Genomic DNA, 24,327 nt, shown 5'->3' with positions numbered 1-24,327 from the left:
CGGTCAGCGGATCGCGTAGAACTCGCGCAGGTGGACGTCGCGCCAGTTCGTGTTCACGCGCGTGAACCGGATGTCGCCCCGGGCCAGCACGGGCGCGCGGAGCGTGACCCACTTGGTCCCGGGTTCTGGAGCCCAGGTGTGGACGACGCCGAACGAGGTGCGGCCGACCGAGACCCGCACCGATCCCCGGTCCGGCCCGGTCACGAACTTCGCGCGGATCGCCCTGGCCGCGTCCGGGTTGTTCGACTGGACGGTGCCGGAGTACCCGTCGATGACGTACGAGTAGCGCCCGGTCTGCCGCCCGCCGTTGACGTACGTGTCGTTCTGGTCGAACGGCATGTTGGTGCACTTCCAGCCCGACCACGCGCTCCAGTTGCCCGCCTGGTCCCTGGCGCGGACGCGGTTGCAGTTCTGTTCACCGGTGTAGAGCTTGAAACGCACCGTCGTCCCGGTGTACGCGCTGGGCGCCCACGTGAGGGTCTCGCCGTACTCCCACTCGCGCCGCTGCACCTCGTAGCCCACGACCCCCCGTTCGTCGGAAGCCCCGTAGGTATAGGCGGGCTTGGAGACCATCATGTTGTCCCTGGTGCTCAACCACGTCTGGCTCGGCGTGACCCACCGCGGGTACGAGGTCCACCTGACGGTCGGCCGGGTGCCGTCCATGTAGGTGCATCGCAGCGGAGACCAGCCCGACACGTTGCCCACGACGTCGCGCGCGCGAGCCTGGAAACAGGTGATGGTGGACTTCGTCGAGTATGCCGTCGCCGACGTCGCCGTCGTCCCCTGGTAGGACTTCGGGTAGACCCAGGCGCCGGTCTCGCCGCCGCGCGGCGTGCGGCGCCACCGGACGTCGTAGCTCGCTACCTTGCCGTTGTCCTTGGCCTGATACCGGAAGGTGATCCCGGTGCTCGTCGCCGTCGACCTGGTCGACGACGGGAGCGCTGATGCCGTGATCACCGGGGCCGTCGAGTCGACCACGACACACCGGTCCGCCGACCACGCGCCGATATTGCCTGCCGTGTCCGTGGCACGAACACGCCAGCACGTCTCGCTGCCCGGTGCCCCGGTCTGTGCCCGGAAGCTCCCGCTGTAGTAGCGCGCCAGGTCGCGCGGTTGCAAGGTCGGTCCCGGAGTCCATGGGCCCGGCGTGGCACTGCCTCTGGCCCGGACGCGGTACTCCGACTCGACCAGGGCGATGTCGGCCGGGTAGAAGGCAGGGCCGTTGTCGCCGTCCGTGGCGGTGAGGGCGACCACGTAGGACGTCGTGGTGACGACGTTGCTCGCAATGCGCATGCCCGCCGTCGGCGGCGTGAGGTCCTCGGGGACCGTCCGCATCTGTGACGACCACCCGGACAGGTCGGCTGTGCGTACGTCGCCTGCAGGATCGACGAGGACGGCTGTCCGGCCAGCATCGTCCAGGTCCACGTCGGCGGCGGCACCGAGGGTGCCCGGCTCGGCATCGGCGAGCGGCGTCACACGGAGGCTGCCGGTGCCGAGGTCGGTGCCGAGCACGAACCCCGCTCCGATCCGGAGCTCCTCGGCCGAGTAGTGCCCGGACAGGGTGAACGGGTAGTACACCTCCGCATGGTCCTGCAGCCAGACCTGGCCGTCGGCGCAGCGGGCGAGAGCAAAGCGCTCGTTCGCGTCGATCACCCGGGTCAGGGCGTCGGACCCGCCAGTGCACCGCACACCGCCCCGGGTGTACTGACCGTCCCGGATGTCGTCCCGCCACACCGTGGTCCCGCTGAAACCGTTGCTCGCCGTGATCACCTCGTCCCCGTACATCGCGATCCCGGCGCGTCCCCACACGTACGACCACACGTCTCCGGCGGAACCTACCGCCTGCACGTGCGCCTCTCCGTCGGTGTACGCCACGTACTCGGCCCCGTGCCCCAGCACGGACCCCACCGGCACGCTTCGCTTACCACCGCCGACCCCGTCGCCGTCGTGGTCCCGTGTCCAGGTCAGTGACTCGCCCTGGGTGGTGCGCAGGTGCACGACATCGTTCTCCGCCGCGATCAGCTCGCCCACCAGCTCGCGGCCGCCCCAGGTGGTGGACCACTCGCCGCCCGCGAGCGGTCGCCAGTACGTGACGGCGGTGCTGCCCGTGCCCGTCTGGACGAACAGGTTCTCGTCGGTGAGCGCGACCTGCTGCGCCGCGCCGGGGAGGTCGCTCGCCGCGGCGACGACGGTGCTGGGTACAGGCTCGGCGGCGGACGCCGTCCCGAGAGCCGTCCCTGTCGGCTCGTCGGCCGCGGCGCTGGTCGCCATGAGGCCCGTCCCGACGAGGACCGTTGCCGTGAGTGACGCGGTCCAGCGGGTCAGACGGGTCGGCCCCGACTCGGGGCGCGCGGAGGTTCCGCGACGATGCATGGTGGTGTGCCCTCCCGGCCGCCACGCTGCTCCACGAGACCGGCCCGGACGGACTCTAGGGCCCGTCGTGCCTGGCCGGAGCCGGATTCACCCCGACGATGCGGGTGAACTTCGCGGGCGTCGGGCGGGTGCGCCGCAACGGATGTCGCCGAACGTCGACATCGGTGCGGATGTCAGCGGTCGACGACACGTGTCCCCGATGCCTGTGCCGATGTGGTCGACGACGGAGCGGCGATCGGTGGCGCGGAAGGTCACGGCGGTATTTCCCGGCCCGGTGAACAGATCACGTCGATCTGACCGATTTGCCTATCTACGCGTGAGCCCTCGACAAAGGGAGGAATGCGCGCTGAAGCGAGAGGCGAGAAACGCCCCTCGCTTCAATTCCGGAGAACCGGACTATTTAGCGCATTACGCCGAAGGGCTCGCCGAGGGTTCCGGCGTGGTGCCCGGCGTGCTCCCGTCCGTGGGCGGGTCCGACGGCTCCGGCGACGGCTCGGTCGACGGCTCCGGGGTGGGCTCCTCGGACGGCTGAGTCGGCTCCGGCGTCGGCTCCTCGGACGGCGGCGTCGTCGGCTCCTCCGACGGCGGGTCCGTGGGCTCCGGCTCTGGCGTCGGGGTCGGCGTCGGCTCCGGAGTGGGCGTCGGGGTCGGCTCCGGCGTCGGCTCGGGAGTCGGCGTCGGGCTCGGCGTGGGCGACGCCGACGGCGGCGGCGTCTGCGTGGGCGGCGGCGTCGTCGGGTGGACGGGCCGCGGCGTGACGGTGGTCGGCGGCGTCGGCCCGGCGGGGGTCGGCGCGGAGCCGTTGCCGAAGTCGATGCCCGGCAGCGGGGCGTGGGTGAACGAGCTGCCCGGGGTGGCGGGCCGGTCGGCCATGTGCCGCGGCACGTACTCCTGGGCGGGCGGGGTGTAGGTGAAGGGGCTCGGCTGCGCGTCCGGCCTGGAGCGCACGTCGACCGTGCCCTTCTCCCCGGGCTGGGCGGCAGGGTCGCGCTTCACCATCATCGGCGGCATGCCCTGCAGCACGTCGGGCAGCGCGGCCGGTGCGGCCGTCGTGTCCCGGTCCTGCGACTGCCCGGACGGCTGCACGGCCACGGCACCAACGATCCCCGCCGTCAGCACCATGGCCGCGGCTGTTCCTGTGACGATCAGACGGTTGCGCACGCTTAGCTCCCCCTGCGGGTTCAATGACTGCGAGACGTCCTCCGGAGAGCGGTGCTCATTCGTCCGTGGACGGGATGTCGAACCATTCAGCGCCGCGCACACTTCTCGCGACGTTCCGCTGGGGACAATACGTGGCAGAACGGCATCGGCAACCGGGGCCTGTAATACCAGGTCAATGCAGGTGCAAGAACTCCGCGCGGCAGAATCGGCGCTGCGAAATGTCGTTCTTCAGGCTTTTCTCCAGCGACTTCGGCCACGCCGCCGGCGGCGGCCCGCCCCGAGGCGGAGACGGGTCCGCCTCGCGGCGGATCCCCTGCCCGCACCAGGCCACCTAGCGTGGCCGCCATGAGCGATCTGGAGGTGCGGGACCTGACCCGCGTGTTCGCCTCGGGCGGCACACCCCGGCGCGCCGTGGACGGCGTCAGCTTCACGGCGGCGTCGGGCCTGCTCACGGGCTTCGTCGGGGGCAACGGCGCGGGCAAGACGACGACCATGCGGATGATCATGGGAGTCCTGGCGATCACCTCGGGCGAGGTGCTGTTCGGCGGCGACCCGGTCACCCGGGCGGACCGCCGCCGGTTCGGTTACATGCCCGAGGAGCGGGGCCTCTACCCGAAGCAGCCCGTGCTGGACCAGCTCGTCTACCTCGCACGGCTGCGCGGCATCGCACCCGGGGCCGCCCGGCGGGAGGTGCTGGAGCACCTCGACCGGCTGGGGCTCGCGGACCGCGCCAAGGAGCACGTCGAGAAGCTCTCCCTCGGCAACCAGCAGCGCGTCCAGATCGTCGCGGCGATCATGGGCGAGCCGCAGGCGCTGGTCCTGGACGAGCCGTTCAGCGGTCTCGACCCCGCAGCCGTCGACGCGATGGCCGACCTCCTGCGCGAGCACACCCGCCGCGGTGTGCCCGTCCTGTTCAGCTCGCACCAGCTCGACCTCGTGGAGCGCCTGTGCGAGCGCCTGGTCATCCTCGGCGGGGGCCGGGTGCTCGCGAACGGCACCCCTGACGCGCTGCGCTCCCAGGGCGTGACGCGGCACCGTCTGGTGCTGTCCGGCGACGCGGGCTTCGTCCGGGAGGTGCCGGGAGTGCGCGCCGTCGACGTGGACGGCTCGACCGCGCTCCTCGAGGTGGACGACGACGCCGCCGCGACCCGGCTCCTGGCCGCCGCCCTGGACCGCGGTGCCGTCCAGGAGTTCTCCCCCGTCCGGCCGACGCTGGCCCAGATCTACCGTGAGGTGACCGCATGAGCCGGAGGGACGACGGCGTGCGCAACGCCTGGATGGTCGTGGCCACGCGCGAGATCGTCGTGCGAGCGCTCAACAAGGGCTTCCTGATCGGTCTCCTCGTGACGATCGCGCTGATCGGCGGGCTCATCGGCTTCTCCGCCTACATGGAGAACCGCGCCGAGTCGTTCGACGTCGCGGTCGTGGCCGGGGACGATGACGCCGCCGCTGCCCTCCAGGCCGCGGCCGAGGGGCGTGGCACGACGGACGAGCCGGACCAGGAGCCGGACGACACGGTCGGGCTGACCGTGGTGCGCGTGGCCGACGCGGACGCGGCCGAGGCAGCCCTGCAGGACGAGACCGCGGACGCGTGGCTCAGCTCCGGCACGACCGGCAGCCCCGGCTGGACCCTGTCCGGCTGGCGCGAGCCCGACGGCACCCTCGCCCGGCTCATCGGGACCGCGGTACGCGACCAGGTGCTGACCGACCGGGCCGCCGACGCCGGGACCACCGTGGACGCGCTGACGGCGGGCAGCGAGGTCGAGACCGAGCGCCTCGACGGCAACCCCGTGGACCCGCAGGTCGCCCTCGTGGCCGGGTTCCTGCTCGCGTTCCTGTTCTTCATGGGCGCCGTGGGCTCCGGCTCGATGATCGCGGGCAGCGTGATCGAGGAGAAGCAGTCCCGGCTGGTCGAGATCATCGCGACCGCCGTGCCGCTGCGGCAGCTCCTGGCGGGCAAGATCGTCGGCAGCTCGGTGATCGCGCTCGGGCAGAACCTGGTGCTCGCCGCCGTCGGGCTCGTCGGGGCCTCGTTCACGGACCTGTCGGCGATCCTCCCGTCGATGACCGCCACCATGCTGTGGTTCGTCGTGTTCTTCACCGTCGGGTTCGTCGCGGTGGCGGCCCTCTACGCGGTCGCCGGCTCGCTCGCGTCACGCACCGAGGACCTCCAGTACACGACCAGCCCCCTGATGATGCTGCTCATGGGCGTGTACGTGGTCACGTTCTCGGCCGACGGCGTGCTGGAGCGCGTGCTGTCCTACATACCGCCCGCGTCGATCGTGTCGATGCCGGTGCGCGTCCTCGACGGCGACGCGCTCTGGTGGGAGCCGCTGGTCTCCCTCGCCATCCTCGTCGTGGCCACGCTCGGCGCGGTGCTGCTCAGCGAGCGTGCCTACCGCGGGGCGCTGATGCAGACCGGCGGCCGGGTCTCCTGGAGGTCGGCCATCGCCGCGGAGCGGGGCACTACCCTCGGGACGTGACCGAACGCACCCAGCACGACGACGCCGCGCCCGGGAGCCCCGACCCGAAGAAGGTGCACACCTTCGACCTGATCGACGAGGTGCCCGGGGTGTCCGCGGGCGCGGCCGGCCCGGACGACGCCGGCGACGAGCCCGTCGCCGAGCCGGACCCGGAGGAGGCCGCGCCGCGCGAGCCGGGCCGGGTGGCCCGGGCGGTCACGGCCGCCCGTGGTGCGGTGGGCCGGACGGCGCGGCGTGGTGCCGCTGCGGTCCGGCGGCGCGTGCCCGCGACCCGGCGCGGCCGCGTGCTGCTGGTGGGCGGCGTGGCGGCCGCCGTCGTGCTGGCGGTCGTGGCGGGGGCGCTGCTGGACGCGCAGCTGCGCCACCGCGACCTGATCGCCGCGCCGGGTGGCGTGCGGAGCCTGGCGGAGCGGCCGGCCGAGCAGTGGTCGATCGACCTCGACAACCCGATCGCCTCGACGCTGGTCGAGATGCCGGGTGTGCTCGCGGTGATCGCCGACGGGACGGTCCAGGGGGTCGACCCGGAGTCCGGTGCGGTGCGGTGGACGGTCGACGTCGGCGAGGGGGCTCGGTGCGGTCCGACGCCGTGGCTCGGCATCGGCGGCCCGGCGACGACGATGCCGGCCGACCCGCTGGTCTGCGTCACGACGTCGGAGGGCGGGCAGGCCGAGCAGGGCGTCACCGTCGTCGACGCGGACGGCGCCGTCACCACGCGGGAGCTGGACCCGGGCACCATCGTGCTGCCCGGTTCCGACGGTGCGCTGATCCGCCTGCAGCTCGCGGGTGACGGGCACGGTCCGGAGCCCGTGGTGGTCGACAAGGTGGGCACACCGCACCTCCCGAAGGGTTTCACCGCGCCGGACCTGACGGTCCGGGTCGAGGACGCCGTCACGGGGACGGAGCGCTGGAGCGCGACCGTCGCGTCCGGCAGGCCCGACCCCAACTACTGCCTCACCTACCACCAGGAGGTCGACGACGACTCCCCGACCCCCGTGCTCGACGTCGAGGGCGTGCTGAACGCGAACCTGCAGCAGGGCATCCTGGAGATCGAGGGCTGCGGTGTCTCGGCGGCCTTCCTGCTCGACGGCACGCGTCTCGACGACCCGGACGACGCCACCGACCTGACCGACGCGACCGCGGCCGGGCAGTTCACGGCCCTGCCCGGCGGCGGCTGGGTGGGGCCCGACCCGGCCGCCGGTCGGGTGGACGAGACCGGCCGGCCGAGCCAGGTGGTGCACCTGCCGGACGGTCGCACCGTCCCGCTCGACGGCCGGGTGCTCGTCCCGTGGTCCACCGACGGCCGCGACCCGGGGCTGCTGCTCGTCCGCGCCGGCGTGCACACCGAGGCGGTGTCCACCGACGAGCGCGACGCCGGGAGCAGGCTCTGGACGTCGTCGCCCCGGCTCCGGGCCACGGACCTGCTCGCGAGCGTCGGGGGTACCGCCGTGGTCGTGGACGAGCTCGGGCCGGTGCGCGCCGTCGACCTGGGCACGGGAGCGGTGCGCTGGACGCTCGACCCGGAGGTGCTGGGTTTCGAGGAGGGCGTGTGGGACGCGGCGTCGACCATCTTCGGGGCCTACACCGACGGCGACGTGCTGCTGCTGCCCGTGACCGCCGACCCGCAGGGCGGCACGTCGGGGCTGCGCCTGGTCGCCGTCGACCTGCGCGACGGTTCGGTGCGCTGGGAGATCGAGCAGGAGACGCCCTACACCCAGATCGTCAGCGTGGACGGCTACCTGGCGCAGATCACGCAGCACGGCGTGGTGGGCCTCGGCTGACCGGGGGTGCGGCCCGGGTAGGCTCCCGGCATGTCGCGGCCGGACGAGCGGGAGCCTGTTGTCTTCGACCTGGTCGGGGGTGGTCCGGACGACGACGGTCCGGAGGGCTCGGGTGCACCGGCGGATGACGGTTCTGCCGTCGGCCGTCCGGCCGGCGGTGAGGGCGCGGACGCCGTCGGCGGATCCCCGGCCCGCCGCCGCCTCCCGCACCTGTCCCGGCGGACGTGGCTCCTCGCGGTGGCGGTGGCGGCCGTGGTGGCCGTCGCGCTGACCGCGGTCGACCTCGTGCGCGACCACCGGCGCGAGGACCTGATGCGGACGTCCGCGGTCGGTGTGGCATCCCTGGCCGACCCGCCGGAGGAGACCTGGACGGTCCCGTACGACGTGCCCTTCGGCAGCGCGGCCTTCGTGCACCAGCCGGTGGTTGTCATGGACGGCTTGCTGGTGCTGCTGCCGAGCGCCCTGCGGGACGTGTACCTCCAGGACCCCGCGACGGGTGAGACAGGCCCCGCCCCCGCAGGGTTCAGCGACGTGACCGCCGTGGACCCCGCCTCGGGAGCCGTGGCGTGGCGCGTGCCCCTGGGCGAGGACGCGGTGTGCGGGCCCACGGGGTACGACGCATCGGTCACGACGGACCGGCTGACCTGCCTCCAGGGTCCGGAAGACGCCCGGGAGGTGCTGACCGTGGAGCGCGACGGCGGCACGGGGGTGCGGTCCGCGGAGCTGGCCGGTGACGAGCGGGTGTTCCCGGGGCCGGAGGGCATGGTCGTCCGGGTGCGGCCGATCGAGGAGCCTGCCGGGTCCGAGGAGTGCGACGACCCGGCGGGCTGCGGGAACGGGACGCCCACCGCACGCCACGAGGTCCGGGTGGTCGCGGAGGACGCCGTGACCGGTGCCGAGCGCTGGACCGAGGACGTCGACCTGACCGCCCCGGACGGGGTGATCTGCAGGGACGCGAGCGATCCCGGGTCGGCACCCGTCGGGGACACCGAGGCGCTGCACGTCGCCGCGGGCACCGAGAGCGTCGTCGTGCAGGGGTGCGGCACCGACGCGACGCTGTCGACGGACGGGACCCGCCTGGACCTGGTGGCCGCGGAGGGCTCGGGGTCGCCGGCCTGGGTCACGGAGCTGGGTTCGGGGCGCTTCGCCGTGCAGACCGGTCCCGCGGGGATGACCGTCGTGGACGGCGCCGGACACGTGCTCGGCACCCTGGAGGGGCTGGTGCAGCCTGTCGCCGTCGCCCCGGACGCCCCCGACGACCTGTGGTTCGCCGGGCGCACGGGTGGCACCGGGTTCGACGCGGTCCGCGAGGACGGCTCGACGGCCTGGACCGAGCGCTCCGGGACGCGCGTACTGCTCGCGGCGCGGGACGTGGTGGTCATGGAGCGCGGGAGCCGGCTGATCGGTCTGGACCGCGACACCGGTGCGGAGCTCTGGGAGCGGGCCGGCGACGACACGTCGGGCCTGGCGAACTTCCGCACCGTGACGGACGGCGAGACGGTGGCCGGGGTGTACCTGCCCCCGGAGGGCGGCGGTGCGGGGATGCTCGTCGCGGTCGGGCTCGCCACCGGCGCCGAGCGGTGGACCGTGCCGGTCACGGGCATGGTCGTCGCCGTCGGCGGCCACCTCGTCGAGGTCACCGCGGACGGGCTGCGCGGGCTGGGGTGACCTTCCGCGGAGGGGCTGTCCCGTGCGGCGGCCCGCACTACGCTCGGCCGCATGGCGCGCGACCCGGCGGAGGGCGACGCGTTCGTCTTCGACCTGGTCGGGGACGACGCGCCAGCTGACGACGCGTCTGCCACGCCGGCCACCGGGGCACCCGGCACCGTCCACCCGGGATCCGGCACCGAGGACCCCGCAGCGCCGTCGGCGCCGGACGAGGCGGCCACCGACGCCGGCGTGCCCCCGCCGTCGGACGGCCGCGGACGCCGCCGTCGCCTGGCGGCCCAGCTCGCCGCGGCGCTGGCGATCGTGCTCGGCACGGGGCTCGCCGTCGATGGAGTGCGGGACCACGCACGGATGGAGCGGATGCGGGACGTGCCGGGCGGGGTCGCGGACCTGTCGCAGCCGCTGACGCAGGCCTGGGCGTGGAGCGGGACGGTCGGGCCGGGCGAGAGCAGCGCCGACGTGGCGGTGCTCGGCGACGTGCTGGTCGTCGAGTCCGACGACGGCCTGGTCGCGCTGGACCCGGCGACGGGCGCGGTGGCCTGGACCGTCCCGCTCCGGGCCGACGCCGACTGCGGCCCGATGGTGCCGCCGACCTCGACGGACCCGTCCACGCCGGCGCTGGTGTGCCTCCAGGGCACGGGCGCCGACCGGGAGGTGGTCGCCGTGGGGCCCGGCGGTGCGACGTCCGCCTCCCGGCCCCTGCCTGCCGCGGACGCCCGGCGCCACGGACTGCCCCACACCGGCCCCGACGGGACGCTGCTGCGCGCGCTCCGCGTGGGTCCGCCGTCGGCGGTGGACCCGGGCGACGCCCGGTGCACCGCGGCGGGCGAGTGCGCCGGGACCGTGGAGGCGGGGCGCGACCTGGTGCTCCGGGCGGAGGACGCGGCGACCGGGGCGGAGCGCTGGCGCGTGACTGTTCCGTTCCGGCCGGTGGACGCCACGCAGTGCACGCGCACCTTCGCCGCGTCCTGGGGCAGCTCGGAGACCCGGCTGGTCATCAGCGGTCAGCTCGCGCCCGACGCGTTCGGTGCGGGCGTCACGGCGGATCTCGTGGCAGTGCAGGGCTGCGGCATCCAGGCCGCCGTCACGCCGCACGGCACCGTGCTGGGGCCGTGGACCGAGCCGGGCCGGGGCGGTGTGACGGCCCTCGGCACCGGCTACGCCGTGACGAGGTTCGACGGCCTGCCCCGCTCCGTGCTGCTCACCGCGGACGGCGACGTGGCCGGCGAGATCACCGGGTACCCCCTGGCTCCCCGGGTGGCCGACGGGTCGCGACCCGCGACGGTGCTGGGGGTGGACGAGCCCGGCCGGCGCCTGCGCGCGTACGACGGCGACGGCACGCCGCGCTGGGACATCGCGCTGCAGTCGGGCGGACAGCAGTTCCTGGCGCAGGTCGGCGACACGGCGGTGGTCTCGACCGGGGCCGGCACGGTGCGCGGCCTGGACCTCGTCACCGGTGCGGAGCGCTGGTCGTGGGACGGCGCGGCGGAGCCGTCGGCCGCCGACGGCGGGTACTTCGGTACGGCCCACGTGTTCCAGGCCCTCACCGACGGCGAGACGGTGCTCCTGCTCACCGAGGGCGACTCGGGCGGCACGCACGGCCTCGTGGCCCTCGACGCGGGCACCGGTGCCGTGGTCTGGCAGCGCGTGGGCGGGGCGGCGGTCACCACGTTCGACCCGGCCGTCGGCGGCTCCGGCGAGCGGGGTGTGGTCGGCGGGCTGGTGGCGGTGGACGGCGTCCTGCTGGAGGTGACGCCGCGTGGCGTGCGGGGTTTCCAGTGAAACCGTGACCAGCCCGACATACCCTCGGTCGCATGGCACGTGATCCGGACCAGGGCGGCGCGTTCGTCTTCGACCTGGTGGACGACGGCGCGGACGACCCCCAGGTCTCGTTCGCCGGATCCGGCGCGGGCGGCGGACCGGGCGCGGAGCCCGAGCCGGACGGTCGCCCGGCAGGCGATGCGCCGCTCCGGGACCGGGAGCGGTACCTGCGGGTGCTCGGTCCGGTGGCAGCGGTGCTGGCCGTGGTGCTGGGTACCGGGCTCGCGGTCGAGGGCGTCCGCGACGGCGCCCGGATGGAGCGGATGCGCGACGTGCCCGGCGGTGTGGCGGACGTGTCCCGCCCGCTCGACGAGGCGTGGACGTGGGACGGCCCGGTCGGCTGGGCCGGCGCCACCGGGGACGACGTGTGGGGGACCGAGGCGGTGGTGCTCGGCGACCGGCTCGTGGTCCCGTCCGGGAACGACCTGGTGGCGCTGGACCCGGCGTCGGGCGACGTGGCCTGGACGGCGCGGCTCGGTGCGGACCCGGAGTGCGGGCCGCTGGGCTCGGCGGGCTGGGGCGCGGCGGTGGCCCGGCGGCTCGTGTGCCTGACGGGCGACGCGGCGGACCGGGTCGCCGTCGTCGTGGACCCGGACGGGACGGTGTCGGCGGAGCGTGTGCTGGACCCTGCGGACTCGGAACGGTACGGCCGTCCTCGGCCCGGTCCCGACGGGACGGTCCTGCGCGCCCAGCGGGTGGGGCCTGCGCCCGGTCCGCTGCCGGACGGCGCCGGGTGCGACGACATGGGGGAGTGCACCGGCACCGTCGAGGAGGGGCGCGACGTCGTGCTCCGCGCCGAGGACGCCGTCACCGGTGACGAGCGCTGGAGCGTCACGATCCCCTTCCGGGCCACGCGCGCCGACCAGTGCGCGAACTGGGGCGGCGACTCCTGGGACGGGACGGTCAGCACCGGCCTGCTGAACGTCGAGGACTTCGGTGCCCAGGTCCAGGACCAGCTCGTCCAGGTGTACGGCTGCGGCGTCCAGTCCGCCGTGACGCCGGACGGGCTGGTGCTCGGCACCCGGATGGAGCCGGGCTCCGGCGGCGTCGAGCGGCTGCGCAGCGGCGGGTACGCCGAGTACACGTTCGAGGGGGACCTGCGGACCGTGCTCCTCGACGCGGACGGCGAGCGGGTCGGCGAGGTCGAGGGATACGTGCTCGAGCCCCTCACCGTGACCGGGCCGGAGGCCCCGACGCTGATGTCCGCGGGCGGGCTGGGCACCCGGCTGGCGTCGTACGCGCTGGACGGCACCCCGCGCTGGGACGTGCCCGCGAGGGAGGGCGTGCAGCAGTTCCTGGCGCAGGTGGAGGGTACGGCGGTCATGCTGGCCGTGCCGGGCTCCGTGCTCGGGGTGGACCTCGCGACGGGGGCCGAGCGGTGGACGTGGGACGGCGGCGATCCCGAGGGCTCGTCCACCGGCACCCTGTTCGTCTCGCGGGCCTTCACCGACGGGCGCTCGGTGCTGCTGGTCGTCGAGGACGGCTCGGGGGCAGCGGGCCTGACGGCGCTCGACGCGGAGACCGGCGAGGTGGTGTGGGAGCGGCCCCCGGCGGCGGAGGACCTGACGGGTGACGTCTGGTCGGGCCCGGTCAGCGGGCTGCTGGCCGTGGACGGCAACCTGGTCGAGGTCGTCTCGAGTGGCGCCCGTGGCCTGGGCTGACGCCGTCGCCCGCCGTCGTGTGGGTGAGCCGTTCTAGGGTGGGGGCCATGGTGAAGATCGGCGCGCACGTGGACCTGACCGACGCGATCGGGGCGGCGAAGGCGCTCGGCGCGGACACGGTGCAGGTGTTCCTGAGCGACCCGCAGGCATGGAAGGTCCCCGACCTGCCCTACGAGGGTGGTGCGGAGGCGCTCAAGGCCGACGCCGCCGCCGCGGGACTCGACCTGTACGTGCACGCGCCGTACGTGATCAACGTGGCCTCGACCAACAACCGGATCCGTATCCCGAGCCGCAAGCTGCTGCAGCAGATCATGGACGGTGCCGCCGCGGTGGGCGCCCGGGGCGTCGTGGTGCACGGAGGGCACGTCACCGCGAACGACGAGCCGGCCAAGGGCTTCGACAACTGGCGCAAGGCGATCGACGCGCTGGAGACCGACGTGCCGGTGCTCATCGAGAACACGGCGGGCGGCGACTACTCGATGGCGCGCCGCCTGGAGCGCATCGAGCAGCTCTGGGCTGCCGTGACCGCGGCGAACGGCGGGGACAACGTCGGGTTCACGCTCGACACCTGTCACGCGTGGGCCGGCGGCATCGACCTCGCGACGGCGGCCGACCAGATCCGTGCGATCACGGGCCGGATCGACCTGGTGCACGCCAACGACTCGCGCGACGTGGCGGGGTCCGGGGCCGACCGGCACATCAACTTCGGCCAGGGCCTCATCCCGGAGGACCTGCTGGTGGGCGTGATCGCGGCGGCGGGCGCACCCGTCATCTGCGAGACCAAGGGCGACATGGCCCCGGACATCGCCTGGCTCCGGGAACGCCTGGCCTGACCCGGGCCCCGGCCCCCGGGCGTTGGTCGAGCCACGGAAGCCTGGCAGGATCGGACGCATGGCGACGGCGCAGCGGGTAGTGGTCACGGGCGCGAGCGGGAAGCTCGGCCGGTTCGTGGTGGAGCACCTGGCGGACGCGGGGTACGCGGTGGCCGCGACCGACCGCGTGGCGCCCCCGCCGGGTAGCCCCGGCGACTTCACGGTGGCCGACCTGACGGACCTCGGCCAGGTCGTGGAGCTGCTGTCGGGCGTGGACGAACGGCGCCCGGCCGACGCCGTCGTGCACCTGTCCGCGATCCCCGCGCCCGGTCTGGCCACCAACGCCGCGACGTTCGGCAACAACGTGCCCAGCACCTACAACGTGCTGCGCGCCGCGCAGGTGGTGGGGATCCGGAACATCGTGACGGCCTCCTCCGAGACCGTGCTCGGCCTGCCGTTCGACGTACCGCCGCCGTACCTGCCGGTCGACGAGGAGTACGACGTGCTGCCGCAGTCCACCTACTCCCTCGGCAAGTCCCTGGAGGAGGAGATGGCCAGGCACTTCGCCCGCTGGGACCCGGAGCTCAAGGTCGCCGCGCTCCGGTTCTCCAACGTGATGACCCCGCAGGACTACGCCCGCTTCCCGTCCTGGCAGGACGACGCCCAGGCCCGGCGCTGGAACCTGTGGGGCTACATCGACGGCCGGGACGGTGCCCAGGCGGTGCGCCGTGCGCTGGAGGCGGAGTTCACGGGGTTCGAGGCGTTCGTGATCGCGAACGCCGACACGGTGATGGAGCGGGACTCGGCCGACCTCGCGGCCGAGGTCTTCCCGGACGTGCCGCACCGGCGCCCGATCGAGGGCCGGGAGACGCTCCTGGGCATCGACAAGGCCCGCCGCGTGCTCGGCTACGCGCCGGAGCACTCCTGGCGCTCGGAGCTCTGACCCGGCCCTAGCCGGCCGCGCGCTCCGCCGAGCCGATGACGGCCTGGCAGCTCCGCAGGAACGAGTCGGCGACCCGGCTGGGGTCGCCGAGGTAGCCGGCGACCATGATGCCGTCGCGCAGCAGCATGAGGTCCTCCGCGACGGCGGGCGGGTCGGCGAGCCCGAGCGGGGCGACGAGCCGTTCGAACGCGCCCGCCCACCAGGCCCGGTGGTCGTCCACGACCTTGCGCACCGGGGTGCCGGGGTCCGGGTACTCGGCGGCGGCGTTGATGAACGGGCACCCGCGGAAGCCGGGTTCGCACGCCATCGCGCCCGTGTGGCCGGCCATGAGGCGCAGCGTCGCGTCGACGTCGCCCGCCGCGTGCGTGATGGCCGCGTCGACGCCTGCGCGCTCCTGTGCCGCGCGGTGCTCCAGGTAGGCGACCACGAGGTCGTCCTTGGTCCGGAAGTGCCGGTAGAAGGTCACCTTCGTGGTGCCGGCGCGCTCGATGACCTTGTCGACGCTCACCGCGCGCAGCCCGTGCGCGTAGAACAGCTCGTTCGCCGCCTCGATCAGGCGGTCCCGGATGGACCCGTGCACGGTCGCGATCATACGTGGCTCCTCTCGTGGCCCCTTGCGCAGCGGGGGCGGGCTGTGTACCGTCACTCTCGGTAGAGTAACTAGTAAGTCTACCTAGACAGGCCGACAGCGGCCACCATCGAAGGGAAAGCCATGACGACCACCGCGGAATCCTCCGCAGCCACCGCGACCGCACTGCGGAACCTGTACTTCGTACGGTTCGGGTTCGCCATCGTCTGGGCGGTGCTGCTGTTCCTCACCGGGGCCTCGCTCGGACCGGTCAGCATCGCGCTGCTCGTGCTGTACCCGCTGTTCGACGTCGGCGCCGCCGTCGTCGACTTCCGCTCCTCGAAGGCCGCGCGGCCCACCGTCGGCCTGTACTTCAACATGGCGCTCAGCCTGCTCACGGCGATCGGTCTGGTCGTCGCGGTGACCTCGGGCATCCCCGCCGTGCTGCGCGTCTGGGGCGTCTGGGCGATCACCGCCGGCCTGGTGCAGCTCATCGTCGCGATCGCCCGGTACCGGCTCGGCGGTCAGTGGGCCATGATCCTCAGCGGCGGCATCTCCGTGTTCGCGGGCGCCGGCTTCTTCATGATGGCCGGCGGGCCGAACGCGATGCTGACCTCGCTGGCCGGGTACGCCACGCTCGGCGGCATCTTCTTCCTCGTCTCCGCGCTGCGCCTGAACCGCGTCGCCACGAAGGAGAGCTGAGATGACCGAGAACACCTTCGACGTCGTCGTCATCGGTGCCGGTCCCGTGGGCGAGAACGTGGCCGACCGGATCGTGCAGGGCGGCCTCACCGCCGCGATCGTGGAGAGCGAGCTCGTGGGTGGGGAGTGCTCGTACTGGGCCTGCATGCCCACCAAGGCCCTCCTGCGGGACGCCGCCGCGCTGCGCGCGGTCCGGGCACTGCCCGGCGCACGCGCCGCGGTGACCGGCGAGCTGGATGCGTCCGCCGTCCTGGCCCGCCGCGACGCGTTCGCCGCGCACTGGCACGACGACGGTCAGGTCGGCTGGCTCGAGGGCGCCGGGATCTCGCTGTTCCGGGGCGTGGGACGGATCAGCGCCGCGCGCACCGTCGAGGTGACCGGCGCCGACGGGGCCACGACGGTGCTCCGCGCGCGGCACGCCGTCGTCGTTGCGACCGGGACCAGTGCCCGCCTGCCCGAGATCCCCGGCCTGGCCGACGCCGCACCGTGGACCAGCCGTGAGGCCGCGTCCGCCCACGCTGTCCCCGGGCGCCTGGCCGTCATCGGCGGTGGTGTCGTGGGGGCCGAGATGGCCACCGCGTACGCGGCGCTGGGCGCGCAGGTCACGGTGATCGCCCGCGACGGCCTGCTGCCTGCTGCCGAGCCGTTCGCCCGTGACCTGGTGGCCGAGGAGCTCAAGGCGCAGGGTGTCGCCCTGCACCTGTTCGTCGGGCCGCAGCGGGTCGACCGGGACGACGCCGGGACGGTCCGCGTCACGCTGGCCGACGGCACCGTGCTGGAGGCCGACGAGGTGCTGGTCGCGACCGGTCGCACGCCGAACACGGCCACGGTCGGTCTGGACCACGTCGGGCTGACCCCGGGCGACTGGCTGCGCGTGGACGACTCGCTCCGGGTGCTCGACGGCGAGGGCGAGCCGGTCGGCGACGGCTGGCTCTACGCCGCGGGCGACGTGAACCGGCGGGTGCTGCTGACGCACCAGGGCAAGTACCAGGCCCGCGCGGTGGGCGACACGATCGTGGCCCGTGCCACGGGGAACCCCGTCGACCTCGCTCCGTGGGGCCGGCACGCGGCCACCGCCGACGAGCGCGCCGTACCGCAGGTGATCTTCACCGATCCGGAGATCGCGAGCGTGGGTCACACCGCTGCGTCCGCCAAGGCCGCCGGGCTGCGCATCCGCGCGGTCGAGTACGACCTCGGCGCCGTGGCCGGCGCCTCCCTGCACGCCGACGGGTACACGGGCCGGGCCGGCATGATCGTCGACGAGGACCGGAAGGTGCTGGTCGGCTTCACCGCCGTGGGCCCCGACGTGGCCGAGCTGCTCCACGCCGCCACGATCGCCGTCGCCGCGGAGGTGCCGATCGACCGCCTGTGGCACGCCGTCCCGGCGTACCCGACGGTGAGCGAGATCTGGCTCCGCCTGCTGGAGGCGTACGGCCGCTCGTGAGGCGCTCGTGCGTGGCCCGGGTCAGGGCAGGACGATCTGGTCCCGGGTCCGGATCTCCGACCACGCCCGGGCCCGGGGGAGCCGGTGGATCGTGATGTCGGTGGGCCGGGCGCCGGCCGGCGTCGGCGGCGGGACGGCGAGCACGTCGGCCCCGGGCAGCGGTCCCAGGTCGAGCCCGGTCAGGGCCGCGACGTCCCGCACCGGGACCTGGTAGGTCCGGAACGGGCCCAGCGGCGGGATGTCGTCCCGGGCCAGGGCCTGTGCCGTGATCTCGGAGAGGCGGGCGTCGTCGAGCTGGGGCGTCTGGTCCAGCACGAACGCGGTGGACAGCAGGGTGCGGCGCCCGGCGTCGTCCGGGCTGCCCGCCGCGTCGTGGGCGGGCCGGGGAGCCGGGCCGGCCCAGGCGACGACCTTCCAGAAGAGCCGCGGGATACGGACGCCGCGGTAGGGCGGGTCGTCGGCCGCGAACACCGGACCCGTCTGCACGGCGAGGCGGTGGTCGTGGGCGGCCGCGTAGGCCAGCACGTGGTCCTCCAGGCCGTTCCACAGCTCCTTGGACTGGTTGAACCTGTTCACCTGCGGCGCCGCGTTCGGGTAGGTGAAGGTGTCGTGGTTGGCGCGCGCGGCCGTCTCGGCGTCACCCCAGACGGGGTCGAGGCGGCGCACCAGGTGCCCGCGGTCCAGGGGGTTGCCCGCGTACAGCTCGCTGCCGGCCTGCTCGCCGGTCGGCACACGCCGGTCCAGGCGCCACCGGCCGGTGCGGCGCAGGGCCAGGAGGGCCGCGCCGTCGACCACGCAGGCGGTGGCCGCCGCGAGGCGGCGTGCCGGGTCCAGGAGCACGGAGAAGTGGGTGTAGTGCAGGACACGCAGGTCGGCGGGCGAGACGGGGAGCGGCACGCGGAACCCGAGAAAATCTGCGTCGTAGCCGGTCACAGGCAGACAGCCAACCAGAGTCCGGTAGGTCATGACCAGACCAACAATCGGACACGATGAACGGGCATTGGCAATCTCGGCCTAGGCTCTGGCCCGTGAGTGAATCAACTCAGACCGTCCGTGGCAACGCCCGGCACGAGGTACCCGACCCGCTGCGCGAGGACGTGCGTCTGCTCGGCGGGCTGCTCGGCAGGATCCTCCGCGAGGACGGGGGCCAGGATCTCCTGGACGACGTCGAGCGGCTCCGCGAGCTGACCATCCGCGCCTACGGCGATCCGTCGCCGCACGCCCTCGACGAGGCCGCCGCCGTCGTGGCGTCCTTCTCCGTGGAGCGCGCCGAACAGGTCGCCCGCGCGTTCACCTGCTACTTCCACCTCGCGAACCTCGCCGAGGAGTACCACCGCGTCCGCGTGCTGCGCTCCCGCGAGGCCGAGACACGCACCGGCCCGGCGGTCCTGGAGGACACCATCCCCGCGGCGTTCGCGCGGCTCACCGAGGAGGTGGGCCGGGACGAGGCGCTGCGGCGGCTCGGCGAGCTGGAGTTCCGGCCGGTCCTGACGGCGCACCCGACCGAGGCACGGCGCCGGGCCATCAGCGGGACCATCCGCCGGCTCTCGGACCTGCTCGCCGAGCGGGACACCCGCCGGCTGGGCGGGGTGACCCTCGCCGAGAACGAGCGGCGCATCCTCGCCGAGATCGACACCATGTGGCGCACCGCGCCCGTGCGGACCAGCAAGCCGTCGGTGATCGACGAGGTCAAGACCGTGATGGGCGTGTTCGACGCCGTCCTCGCGGACGTCTTCGGCGACGTCTACCGGCGGCTCGACGACTGGCTGCTGGCCGACGAGGCCGGCCGTGCGACGCCTGTCGCGAAGCCGTTCGTCAAGCTCGGCACCTGGATCGGCGGCGACCGCGACGGCAACCCGAACGTCACCGCCGAGATCACGCGCCAGGCGGCCACCCTCGCCTCGGACCACGCGCTCGCGGCGCTGGAGCGGCTCGCCGTCGAGACCGGCCGCAAGCTCACGCTCGACGCCGAGGGCACCACGCCGTCGTCGGGCCTGAACGCCCTGTGGCAGCGGATCCGCCAGATGTCGGAAGACGTCGCGCGGCGGGCCCAGGAGGCCTCGCCCAACGAGCCGCACCGGGCCGTCATGCTCGCGCTCGCCGAGCGTCTTGCCGCCACCCGGACGCGCAACGCCGACCTCGCCTACGCGAACGCCGAGCAGTTCGAGGCGGACCTGCTCGTGGTGCAGGCCTCCCTCGTGGCGGCGGGCGCGGCCCGTGCGGCCTACGGGGACCTGCAGCGGCTCGTCTGGCAGGTGCAGACCTTCGGGTTCCACCTCGCGGAGCTCGAGGTGCGGCAGCACTCGCAGGTGCACGCCGCAGCGCTCGACGAGATCCGCGAGCTCGGCGTCGACGGCGCGCTGAGCGACCGCACCCGCGAGGTGCTGGACACCTACCGCGCGCTCGGGGCCATCCAGCGCCGATTCGGGGAGCGGGCCGCGCGGCGCTACATCGTGTCGTTCACGCAGGCGCCCGAGCACCTCGCCGCCGTCTACGAGCTGGCCGCCCACGCCTTCGCGGACGACCCCGGCAGCGCACCCGTGATCGACGCGATCCCGCTGTTCGAGACCTTCGCGGACCTGCAGAACTCGGTGTCGATCCTGGACTCGATGCTCACGCTCCCCGCCGTGCAGAAGCGCCTGGCGGAGAACGGCCGGCGCGTCGAGGTCATGCTCGGCTACTCCGACTCGTCCAAGGACGTCGGACCGGTCGCGGCGACGCTCGCGCTGCACGACGCCCAGTCGCGCATCGCCGAGTGGGCGCGGTCCAACAACCTCACGCTCACGCTGTTCCACGGCCGCGGCGGCGCCCTCGGGCGCGGCGGCGGCCCGGCCAACCGCGCGGTGCTGGCCCAGCCGCCGCACTCCGTGGACGGCCGGTTCAAGCTGACCGAGCAGGGCGAGGTCATCCTGGCCCGGTACGGCGACCCGGTCATCGCGTCCCGGCACATCGAGCAGGTGGCCGCCGCGACGCTGCTCGCGTCCGCGCCGTCGGTCGAGGCCGTCAACGAGAGCGCGACGGCGAAGTACGCCGACCTGGCGGCGTCGCTCGACGCGGCCTCCCGGACCCGTTTCCACGAGCTCGTGAAGGCCGACGGGTTCCCGCAGTGGTTCGCGCAGGTCACGCCCCTGGAGGAGGTCGGCCTGCTGCCCATCGGGTCCCGTCCCGCCAAGCGCGGCCTCTCGGTGAACTCCCTCGACGACCTCCGCGCCATCCCGTGGGTGTTCTCCTGGTCGCAGGCCCGCATCAACCTCGCCGGCTGGTACGGCCTGGGCACGGCGCTCGCCGCGTGCGGTGACGTCGAGCTCCTGCGGTCGGCACGCACCGAGTGGCCGCTGTTCGCGACGCTCCTCGACAACGTGGAGATGTCGCTGGCCAAGACCGACGAGCGCATCGCCGCGCAGTACCTGGCGCTGGGCTCGCGTGACGACCTGGCCGAGATGGTGCTCGACGAGCTGCGCCTCACGCGCGAGTGGGTGCTGAAGATCAGCGGCAACGCCTTCCCCCTGGAGAGCAAGCGCGTGCTGGGTCGGGCGGTGCAGCTCCGCTCGCCGTACGTCGACGCCCTCTCGCTGCTCCAGGTCCGCGCCCTGCGCGGCCTGCGCACCGGGTCGGACGGCGGCTCCGCGGTGGACGGCGACTATGCCGGACGGCTGCAGCACCTGCTGCTGCTCACCGTGAACGGGGTCTCGGCGGGGTTGCAGAACACGGGGTGACGCCCTGGCCGGGTGGGGCTGGGCTGGACCGGGTGGGGCTGGACCGGGTGGGACTGGACCGGGTGGGACTGGACCGGGTGGGACTGGGCTGGGCTGGACTGGACCGGGTGGGACCAGGCTGGGCTGGGCTGGGCTGGACCGGGTGGGACCAGGCTGGGCTGGGCTGGGCTGGACCGGGCTGGGCTGGACCGGGTCGGTCTGAACTGGGCGGGGCTGAGCTGGGCGGGTCTGAACCGAACCCGAGATCGGCCCCTTGCCCGGCCCCGCTCACCATGTTCGGTCGCTTGCCCCGAGATCGGTCCATCGAGCGACCGATCTCGGGGCAAGCGACCGAACACTGTGAACATGGCGGTGCACAGGACCGAACCTGGAACGCGTCCTGAGGGAACGGGTCCTGAGGGAACGCGTCCTGAGGGAACGCGTCCTGAGGACGTGGGGAGCGAGCGACAGGACGTCGGGAGTGAGCGACAGGGCGTCGGAAGCGACCGACAGGACGTCGGGAGTGAGCGACGAGGTGGAGGACCGATGGGAGAGACGATGAGCGCGACCCTGGTCGGGACGTCGCACGGGACCGACGATCCTGCCGGGCAGGCCGCCGTGCGCGCCCTGCTCGACGGCGTCCGCGCGGCCCGGCCCGGGCTCGACGTCCGAGAGGCGTTCGTGGACGTGCAGCAGCCGGAGGTCGGCGACGTCCTCGCCGCGGCGGTCCGGGACGCCCGTGCCCGCGCAGGCCGGCCCGGGGACGCCGACGGACCGGTCGCCGTCGTCGTGCCGCTGCTGCTGTCCACGGGGTACCACGTGCGGCACGACATCGCGCAGGCCGTCACCTCGGTCAACGGGTCCGCTGCCGCCGAACCGCTCGGCCCGCACCCCCTGCTGGTCGACATCCTGGCCGACCGTTACGCCGCAGCCGAGGCGGCGCACGGCCCCTTCGGCCCCGACGACGCCGTGGTGCTCGCCGCCGCCGGTTCGTCGGTGCCCGCCGCCGCGACCGCGGTCGAGGAGGTCACGAGCGCCCTGGCCCAGCGGCTGGGGCGGCCGGTGACGCCGTCGTACGGGGCCGGTGCGGAACCCCGCGTGCCGGACGCGGTGGCCGCGGCGCGCGCGGGAGCGCCGGGTTCGGCGCGCGTGATCGTCGTGTCGTACCTGCTCGCACCGGGGTACTTCCTGGACCGCGTGCTGGAGGCGGGCGCCGACGTCGTCACCGACCCGGTCGCCGGCCCGGCCGGGGCCGGCAAGCCCGACCCGCGACTGGTCCAGGTGGTGCTGGACCGCTACGACGCGGCCGCCGGCGTCTGACGGTCACGCCCAGCCGAAGGCCGCCCGGACCCGGTCCACGCTCGACCGCAGGCCCCACCGCGCGGTCAGGGCCTCCAGCGCATCGGCATCGGCAGGGGCCTGGGGCACGGCCGGGTCGAACACGGGCAGGGGTGCGTCCCGTGCCACCTGCACGACGACGGGCGCGACCCGGAGGTACTCGTCGGCCTCCTGCAGCCGGCGGCGCTGGGTCGCGGTGAGGCCCGGGTCGCCGTCGTCCCGCGCGGCCAGGATCCCGGCCAGGGTGCCGTACCGGGCGAGCAGCTTGGCCGCCGTCTTCTCCCCGATGCCGGGCACCCCGGGCAGGCCGTCACTGGGGTCGCCACGCAGCGTCGCCATGTCGGCGTACGCCTGCCCCGAGGCGACGTCGTACCGCGCGGCCAGCCGCTCCTCGTCCACCACGTCGGGATCGCGGACGCCGCGCGCGGGGTAGAGCACGCGGACACCGGCGGCGTCGTCGACGAGCTGGAAGAGGTCCCGGTCCCCGGTGACGATGTCGACCGGGCCCGCGCCCTCCGCGACCGCACGCGCGGTCAGTGTGCCGATGACGTCGTCCGCCTCGTAGCCGGGGACGCCGACGCGCGCGATGCCGAGCGCCGCCAGCACGTCCACGATGACGGGCACCTGCGCGAGCAGGTCCGCCGGCACCTCCTCGATGCCCGTGGTACCGGGCACCTCCTGGGCCACCCGGTGCGCCTTGTAGCTCGGGATCGCCGCGACGCGGAAGGCGGGCCGCCAGTCGTCGTCCCAGCACGCGACCAGGCGGTCCGGGCCGTGCGTCGTGGCGAGCCACGCGATGGTGTCCAGAAGACCGCGGACGGCGTTGACCGGCGTGCCGTCGGGCGACCGCAGCGAGTCGGGCACACCGAAGTACGCCCGGAAGTACAGCGAGGCGGAGTCGAGGAGCATGAGGCTCATGCAGCGAAGCCTGCCATGCCCCACTGACACGCCGCCCGGCGACGGTTCGGCCGCCGGGCGGTCAGGTGAACAGCCCGCCCACCGCCACGCCGGCGGCCGCCGCGAGCACCGTCACGAGCAGCGTGCCCAGTGCGTTCGCCACGGCGAGTCGGAGCCGGCCGGACTGTGCCAGGCGCACGGCTTCCACGGTGGCCGTGGAGAACGTCGTGTATCCGCCGCACAGGCCCGTCATCAGCGCGACTCGCAGCAACTGCGCGTCCTCGACCGACATCCCGTACCGCCAGAGGCCGGCCAGCGCGGCCGAGAACACGCCGATGAGGAACGAGCCGGTCACGTTCACGAGGAACGTGCCCCACGGGAAGCCGCCGCTGTGCCGGGCGCGGATCTCGCCGTCGACCATGAACCGTGCCGCCGCGCCGACACCTCCGCCGACGGCCACCACCAGGAACGTGAGCACGGGCGTCACCTCTCCTTCCGGCGCCGGTCGGCGCGGGCCGCGAGCGCGATGCCGCCCAGGCAGGCGACCGTGCCGCCCGCCAGGGTGAGCGCGACGTAGAGCAGGGCGAGCCACCCCAGCCCCGCGCCCAGCAGCTGCTGGGTCTCCAGCGCGAGCGCCGAGTACGTGGTGAACCCGCCGAGCACCCCCGTGCCGATCCCGAGCCGGATCTTGCGGCGCCGGACGGTCTCCCGGCCCCGCCGGGCAAGTGCCTCCAGGAGGTAGCCGAGGGCGAGCGCGCCGAGCACGTTGACGACCAGCGTGCCGATGGGGAATCGGAGGACCGTCTCCCCGATCCCTGGGGACAGCAACGTCAGGGGCGTCAGCAGGATCATGGCCCACGTGCCCAGGAGGTACCGCGCGACCGACCCGCAGGCTCCGCCGAGCGCGACGAGACCGACGTACCGCCAGTCCCGGTGCGGTGCTCGTGCCACGCGGCGGGTCCCCTCCTGGGCGCTCGACAGGT

Annotated in this window: 19 protein-coding genes; 12 read left to right on the top strand and 7 right to left on the bottom strand. The window is 74.1% G+C overall.

The window, feature by feature from the left end; all coding sequences use genetic code 11:
• Nucleotides 1-3: 3 nt before the first annotated feature.
• Both ACO229_RS21145 and ACO229_RS21140 read right to left on the bottom strand, forming a co-directional pair.
• Nucleotides 4-2,271: a hypothetical protein gene (locus ACO229_RS21145; RefSeq protein ID WP_423462700.1), complete on the bottom strand. Its 2,268-nt coding sequence runs from the start codon at nucleotides 2,269-2,271 to the stop codon at nucleotides 4-6.
• Between the two features lie 510 nt (nucleotides 2,272-2,781).
• Nucleotides 2,782-3,534: a hypothetical protein gene (locus tag ACO229_RS21140; RefSeq protein ID WP_423462699.1), complete on the bottom strand. Its 753-nt coding sequence runs from the start codon at nucleotides 3,532-3,534 to the stop codon at nucleotides 2,782-2,784.
• Between the two features lie 345 nt (nucleotides 3,535-3,879).
• Between ACO229_RS21140 and ACO229_RS21135 the strand changes: the two genes are divergently transcribed.
• Genes ACO229_RS21135 through ACO229_RS21100 form a run of 8 tightly spaced genes read left to right on the top strand, consistent with a single transcriptional unit; the run spans nucleotide 3,880 to nucleotide 14,700 of the window.
• Nucleotides 3,880-4,779 carry an ABC transporter ATP-binding protein gene (locus ACO229_RS21135; RefSeq protein ID WP_423462698.1) on the top strand — a complete coding sequence of 300 codons (900 nt, stop codon included), beginning with the start codon at nucleotides 3,880-3,882 and terminating at the stop codon, nucleotides 4,777-4,779.
• Nucleotides 4,776-6,017, top strand: a complete 1,242-nt coding sequence (locus ACO229_RS21130; protein ID WP_423462697.1) for an ABC transporter permease — start codon at nucleotides 4,776-4,778, stop codon at nucleotides 6,015-6,017. The genes ACO229_RS21135 and ACO229_RS21130 overlap by 4 nt, the downstream gene beginning before the upstream one ends.
• Nucleotides 6,014-7,795, top strand: coding sequence for a PQQ-binding-like beta-propeller repeat protein (locus ACO229_RS21125; RefSeq protein WP_423462696.1), 1,782 nt, complete (start codon nucleotides 6,014-6,016; stop codon nucleotides 7,793-7,795). Before ACO229_RS21130 ends, ACO229_RS21125 begins: the two co-directional genes overlap by 4 nt.
• Before the next feature lie 30 nt (nucleotides 7,796-7,825).
• Nucleotides 7,826-9,463, top strand: coding sequence for a PQQ-binding-like beta-propeller repeat protein (locus tag ACO229_RS21120; protein WP_423462695.1), 1,638 nt, complete (start codon nucleotides 7,826-7,828; stop codon nucleotides 9,461-9,463).
• Between the two features lie 51 nt (nucleotides 9,464-9,514).
• Nucleotides 9,515-11,245, top strand: a complete 1,731-nt coding sequence (locus ACO229_RS21115) for a PQQ-binding-like beta-propeller repeat protein (RefSeq protein WP_423462694.1) — start codon at nucleotides 9,515-9,517, stop codon at nucleotides 11,243-11,245.
• 32 nt (nucleotides 11,246-11,277) lie between these two features.
• Entirely contained in the window at nucleotides 11,278-12,945 is a 1,668-nt protein-coding gene (locus tag ACO229_RS21110) for a PQQ-binding-like beta-propeller repeat protein (RefSeq protein ID WP_423462693.1), read from the top strand.
• Between the two features lie 47 nt (nucleotides 12,946-12,992).
• On the top strand, nucleotides 12,993-13,778 hold the full coding sequence (locus tag ACO229_RS21105; RefSeq protein ID WP_423462692.1) for a deoxyribonuclease IV: 786 nt from the start codon (nucleotides 12,993-12,995) through the stop codon (nucleotides 13,776-13,778).
• 58 nt (nucleotides 13,779-13,836) lie between these two features.
• Nucleotides 13,837-14,700, top strand: a complete 864-nt coding sequence (locus tag ACO229_RS21100) for an NAD-dependent epimerase/dehydratase family protein (RefSeq protein ID WP_423462691.1) — start codon at nucleotides 13,837-13,839, stop codon at nucleotides 14,698-14,700.
• A 7-nt stretch (nucleotides 14,701-14,707) separates the two neighbouring features.
• On the opposite strand, the gene ACO229_RS21095 is transcribed toward ACO229_RS21100, so the two are convergent.
• Nucleotides 14,708-15,292: a TetR/AcrR family transcriptional regulator gene (locus tag ACO229_RS21095; RefSeq protein WP_423462690.1), complete on the bottom strand. Its 585-nt coding sequence runs from the start codon at nucleotides 15,290-15,292 to the stop codon at nucleotides 14,708-14,710.
• Between the two features lie 120 nt (nucleotides 15,293-15,412).
• Between ACO229_RS21095 and ACO229_RS21090 the strand changes: the two genes are divergently transcribed.
• Together ACO229_RS21090 and ACO229_RS21085 are read left to right on the top strand one after the other, a co-directional pair.
• On the top strand, nucleotides 15,413-15,970 hold the full coding sequence (locus ACO229_RS21090; protein WP_397412474.1) for a hypothetical protein: 558 nt from the start codon (nucleotides 15,413-15,415) through the stop codon (nucleotides 15,968-15,970).
• A 1-nt stretch (nucleotide 15,971) separates the two neighbouring features.
• Nucleotides 15,972-17,414 (top strand): dihydrolipoyl dehydrogenase family protein, encoded by a 1,443-nt coding sequence (locus ACO229_RS21085; RefSeq protein ID WP_423462689.1) that lies wholly within the window; start codon nucleotides 15,972-15,974, stop codon nucleotides 17,412-17,414.
• A 21-nt stretch (nucleotides 17,415-17,435) separates the two neighbouring features.
• On the opposite strand, the gene ACO229_RS21080 is transcribed toward ACO229_RS21085, so the two are convergent.
• A complete protein-coding gene (locus tag ACO229_RS21080; protein WP_397412478.1) occupies nucleotides 17,436-18,347 on the bottom strand; it encodes a DNA/RNA non-specific endonuclease in 912 nt (303 codons plus the stop codon).
• A gap of 56 nt (nucleotides 18,348-18,403) precedes the next feature.
• Between ACO229_RS21080 and ACO229_RS21075 the strand changes: the two genes are divergently transcribed.
• Both ACO229_RS21075 and ACO229_RS21070 read left to right on the top strand, forming a co-directional pair.
• The gene (locus ACO229_RS21075) at nucleotides 18,404-21,130 is read left to right on the top strand and encodes a phosphoenolpyruvate carboxylase (protein ID WP_423462688.1); all 2,727 of its coding nucleotides are present in this window, start codon (nucleotides 18,404-18,406) and stop codon (nucleotides 21,128-21,130) included.
• 537 nt (nucleotides 21,131-21,667) lie between these two features.
• Entirely contained in the window at nucleotides 21,668-22,429 is a 762-nt protein-coding gene (locus ACO229_RS21070; RefSeq protein ID WP_423462687.1) for a sirohydrochlorin chelatase, read from the top strand.
• A 3-nt stretch (nucleotides 22,430-22,432) separates the two neighbouring features.
• Here the strand turns inward: ACO229_RS21070 and ACO229_RS21065 are convergent, their stop codons facing one another.
• The 3 genes from ACO229_RS21065 to ACO229_RS21055 all read right to left on the bottom strand — a co-directional run bounded on the left by ACO229_RS21065 (nucleotide 22,433) and on the right by ACO229_RS21055 (nucleotide 24,295).
• Entirely contained in the window at nucleotides 22,433-23,365 is a 933-nt protein-coding gene (locus tag ACO229_RS21065) for a 5'-3' exonuclease (protein WP_423462686.1), read from the bottom strand.
• Between the two features lie 61 nt (nucleotides 23,366-23,426).
• Nucleotides 23,427-23,831, bottom strand: coding sequence for a fluoride efflux transporter FluC (locus ACO229_RS21060; RefSeq protein WP_397419179.1), 405 nt, complete (start codon nucleotides 23,829-23,831; stop codon nucleotides 23,427-23,429).
• Nucleotides 23,828-24,295 (bottom strand): fluoride efflux transporter FluC, encoded by a 468-nt coding sequence (locus ACO229_RS21055; protein WP_397419181.1) that lies wholly within the window; start codon nucleotides 24,293-24,295, stop codon nucleotides 23,828-23,830. The genes ACO229_RS21060 and ACO229_RS21055 overlap by 4 nt, the downstream gene beginning before the upstream one ends.
• Between the last annotated feature and the right edge of the window lie 32 nt (nucleotides 24,296-24,327).

The sequence above is a fragment of the Promicromonospora sp. MS192 genome, from assembly GCF_049532985.1.
Taxonomy (GTDB): Bacteria; Actinomycetota; Actinomycetes; order Actinomycetales; family Cellulomonadaceae; genus Promicromonospora.
Note: the sequence above shows the minus strand (reverse complement) of the source record. Positions and strands in the feature narration are given on the sequence as shown.

What these genes read in the sequence shown, in the direction of transcription:
- ACO229_RS21145 (WP_423462700.1), bottom strand. Translation starts at nt 2,271, where the DNA reads ATGGCGACCAGCGCCGCGGCCGACGAGCCGACAGGGACGGCTCTCGGG.
- ACO229_RS21135 (WP_423462698.1), top strand. Translation starts at nt 3,880, where the DNA reads ATGAGCGATCTGGAGGTGCGGGACCTGACCCGCGTGTTCGCCTCGGGC.
- ACO229_RS21130 (WP_423462697.1), top strand. Translation starts at nt 4,776, where the DNA reads ATGAGCCGGAGGGACGACGGCGTGCGCAACGCCTGGATGGTCGTGGCC.
- ACO229_RS21120 (WP_423462695.1), top strand. Translation starts at nt 7,826, where the DNA reads ATGTCGCGGCCGGACGAGCGGGAGCCTGTTGTCTTCGACCTGGTCGGG.
- ACO229_RS21115 (WP_423462694.1), top strand. Translation starts at nt 9,515, where the DNA reads ATGGCGCGCGACCCGGCGGAGGGCGACGCGTTCGTCTTCGACCTGGTC.
- ACO229_RS21110 (WP_423462693.1), top strand. Translation starts at nt 11,278, where the DNA reads ATGGCACGTGATCCGGACCAGGGCGGCGCGTTCGTCTTCGACCTGGTG.
- ACO229_RS21105 (WP_423462692.1), top strand. Translation starts at nt 12,993, where the DNA reads ATGGTGAAGATCGGCGCGCACGTGGACCTGACCGACGCGATCGGGGCG.
- ACO229_RS21100 (WP_423462691.1), top strand. Translation starts at nt 13,837, where the DNA reads ATGGCGACGGCGCAGCGGGTAGTGGTCACGGGCGCGAGCGGGAAGCTC.
- ACO229_RS21095 (WP_423462690.1), bottom strand. Translation starts at nt 15,292, where the DNA reads ATGATCGCGACCGTGCACGGGTCCATCCGGGACCGCCTGATCGAGGCG.
- ACO229_RS21090 (WP_397412474.1), top strand. Translation starts at nt 15,413, where the DNA reads ATGACGACCACCGCGGAATCCTCCGCAGCCACCGCGACCGCACTGCGG.
- ACO229_RS21085 (WP_423462689.1), top strand. Translation starts at nt 15,972, where the DNA reads ATGACCGAGAACACCTTCGACGTCGTCGTCATCGGTGCCGGTCCCGTG.
- ACO229_RS21075 (WP_423462688.1), top strand. Translation starts at nt 18,404, where the DNA reads ATGAACGGGCATTGGCAATCTCGGCCTAGGCTCTGGCCCGTGAGTGAA.
- ACO229_RS21070 (WP_423462687.1), top strand. Translation starts at nt 21,668, where the DNA reads ATGAGCGCGACCCTGGTCGGGACGTCGCACGGGACCGACGATCCTGCC.
- ACO229_RS21065 (WP_423462686.1), bottom strand. Translation starts at nt 23,365, where the DNA reads ATGAGCCTCATGCTCCTCGACTCCGCCTCGCTGTACTTCCGGGCGTAC.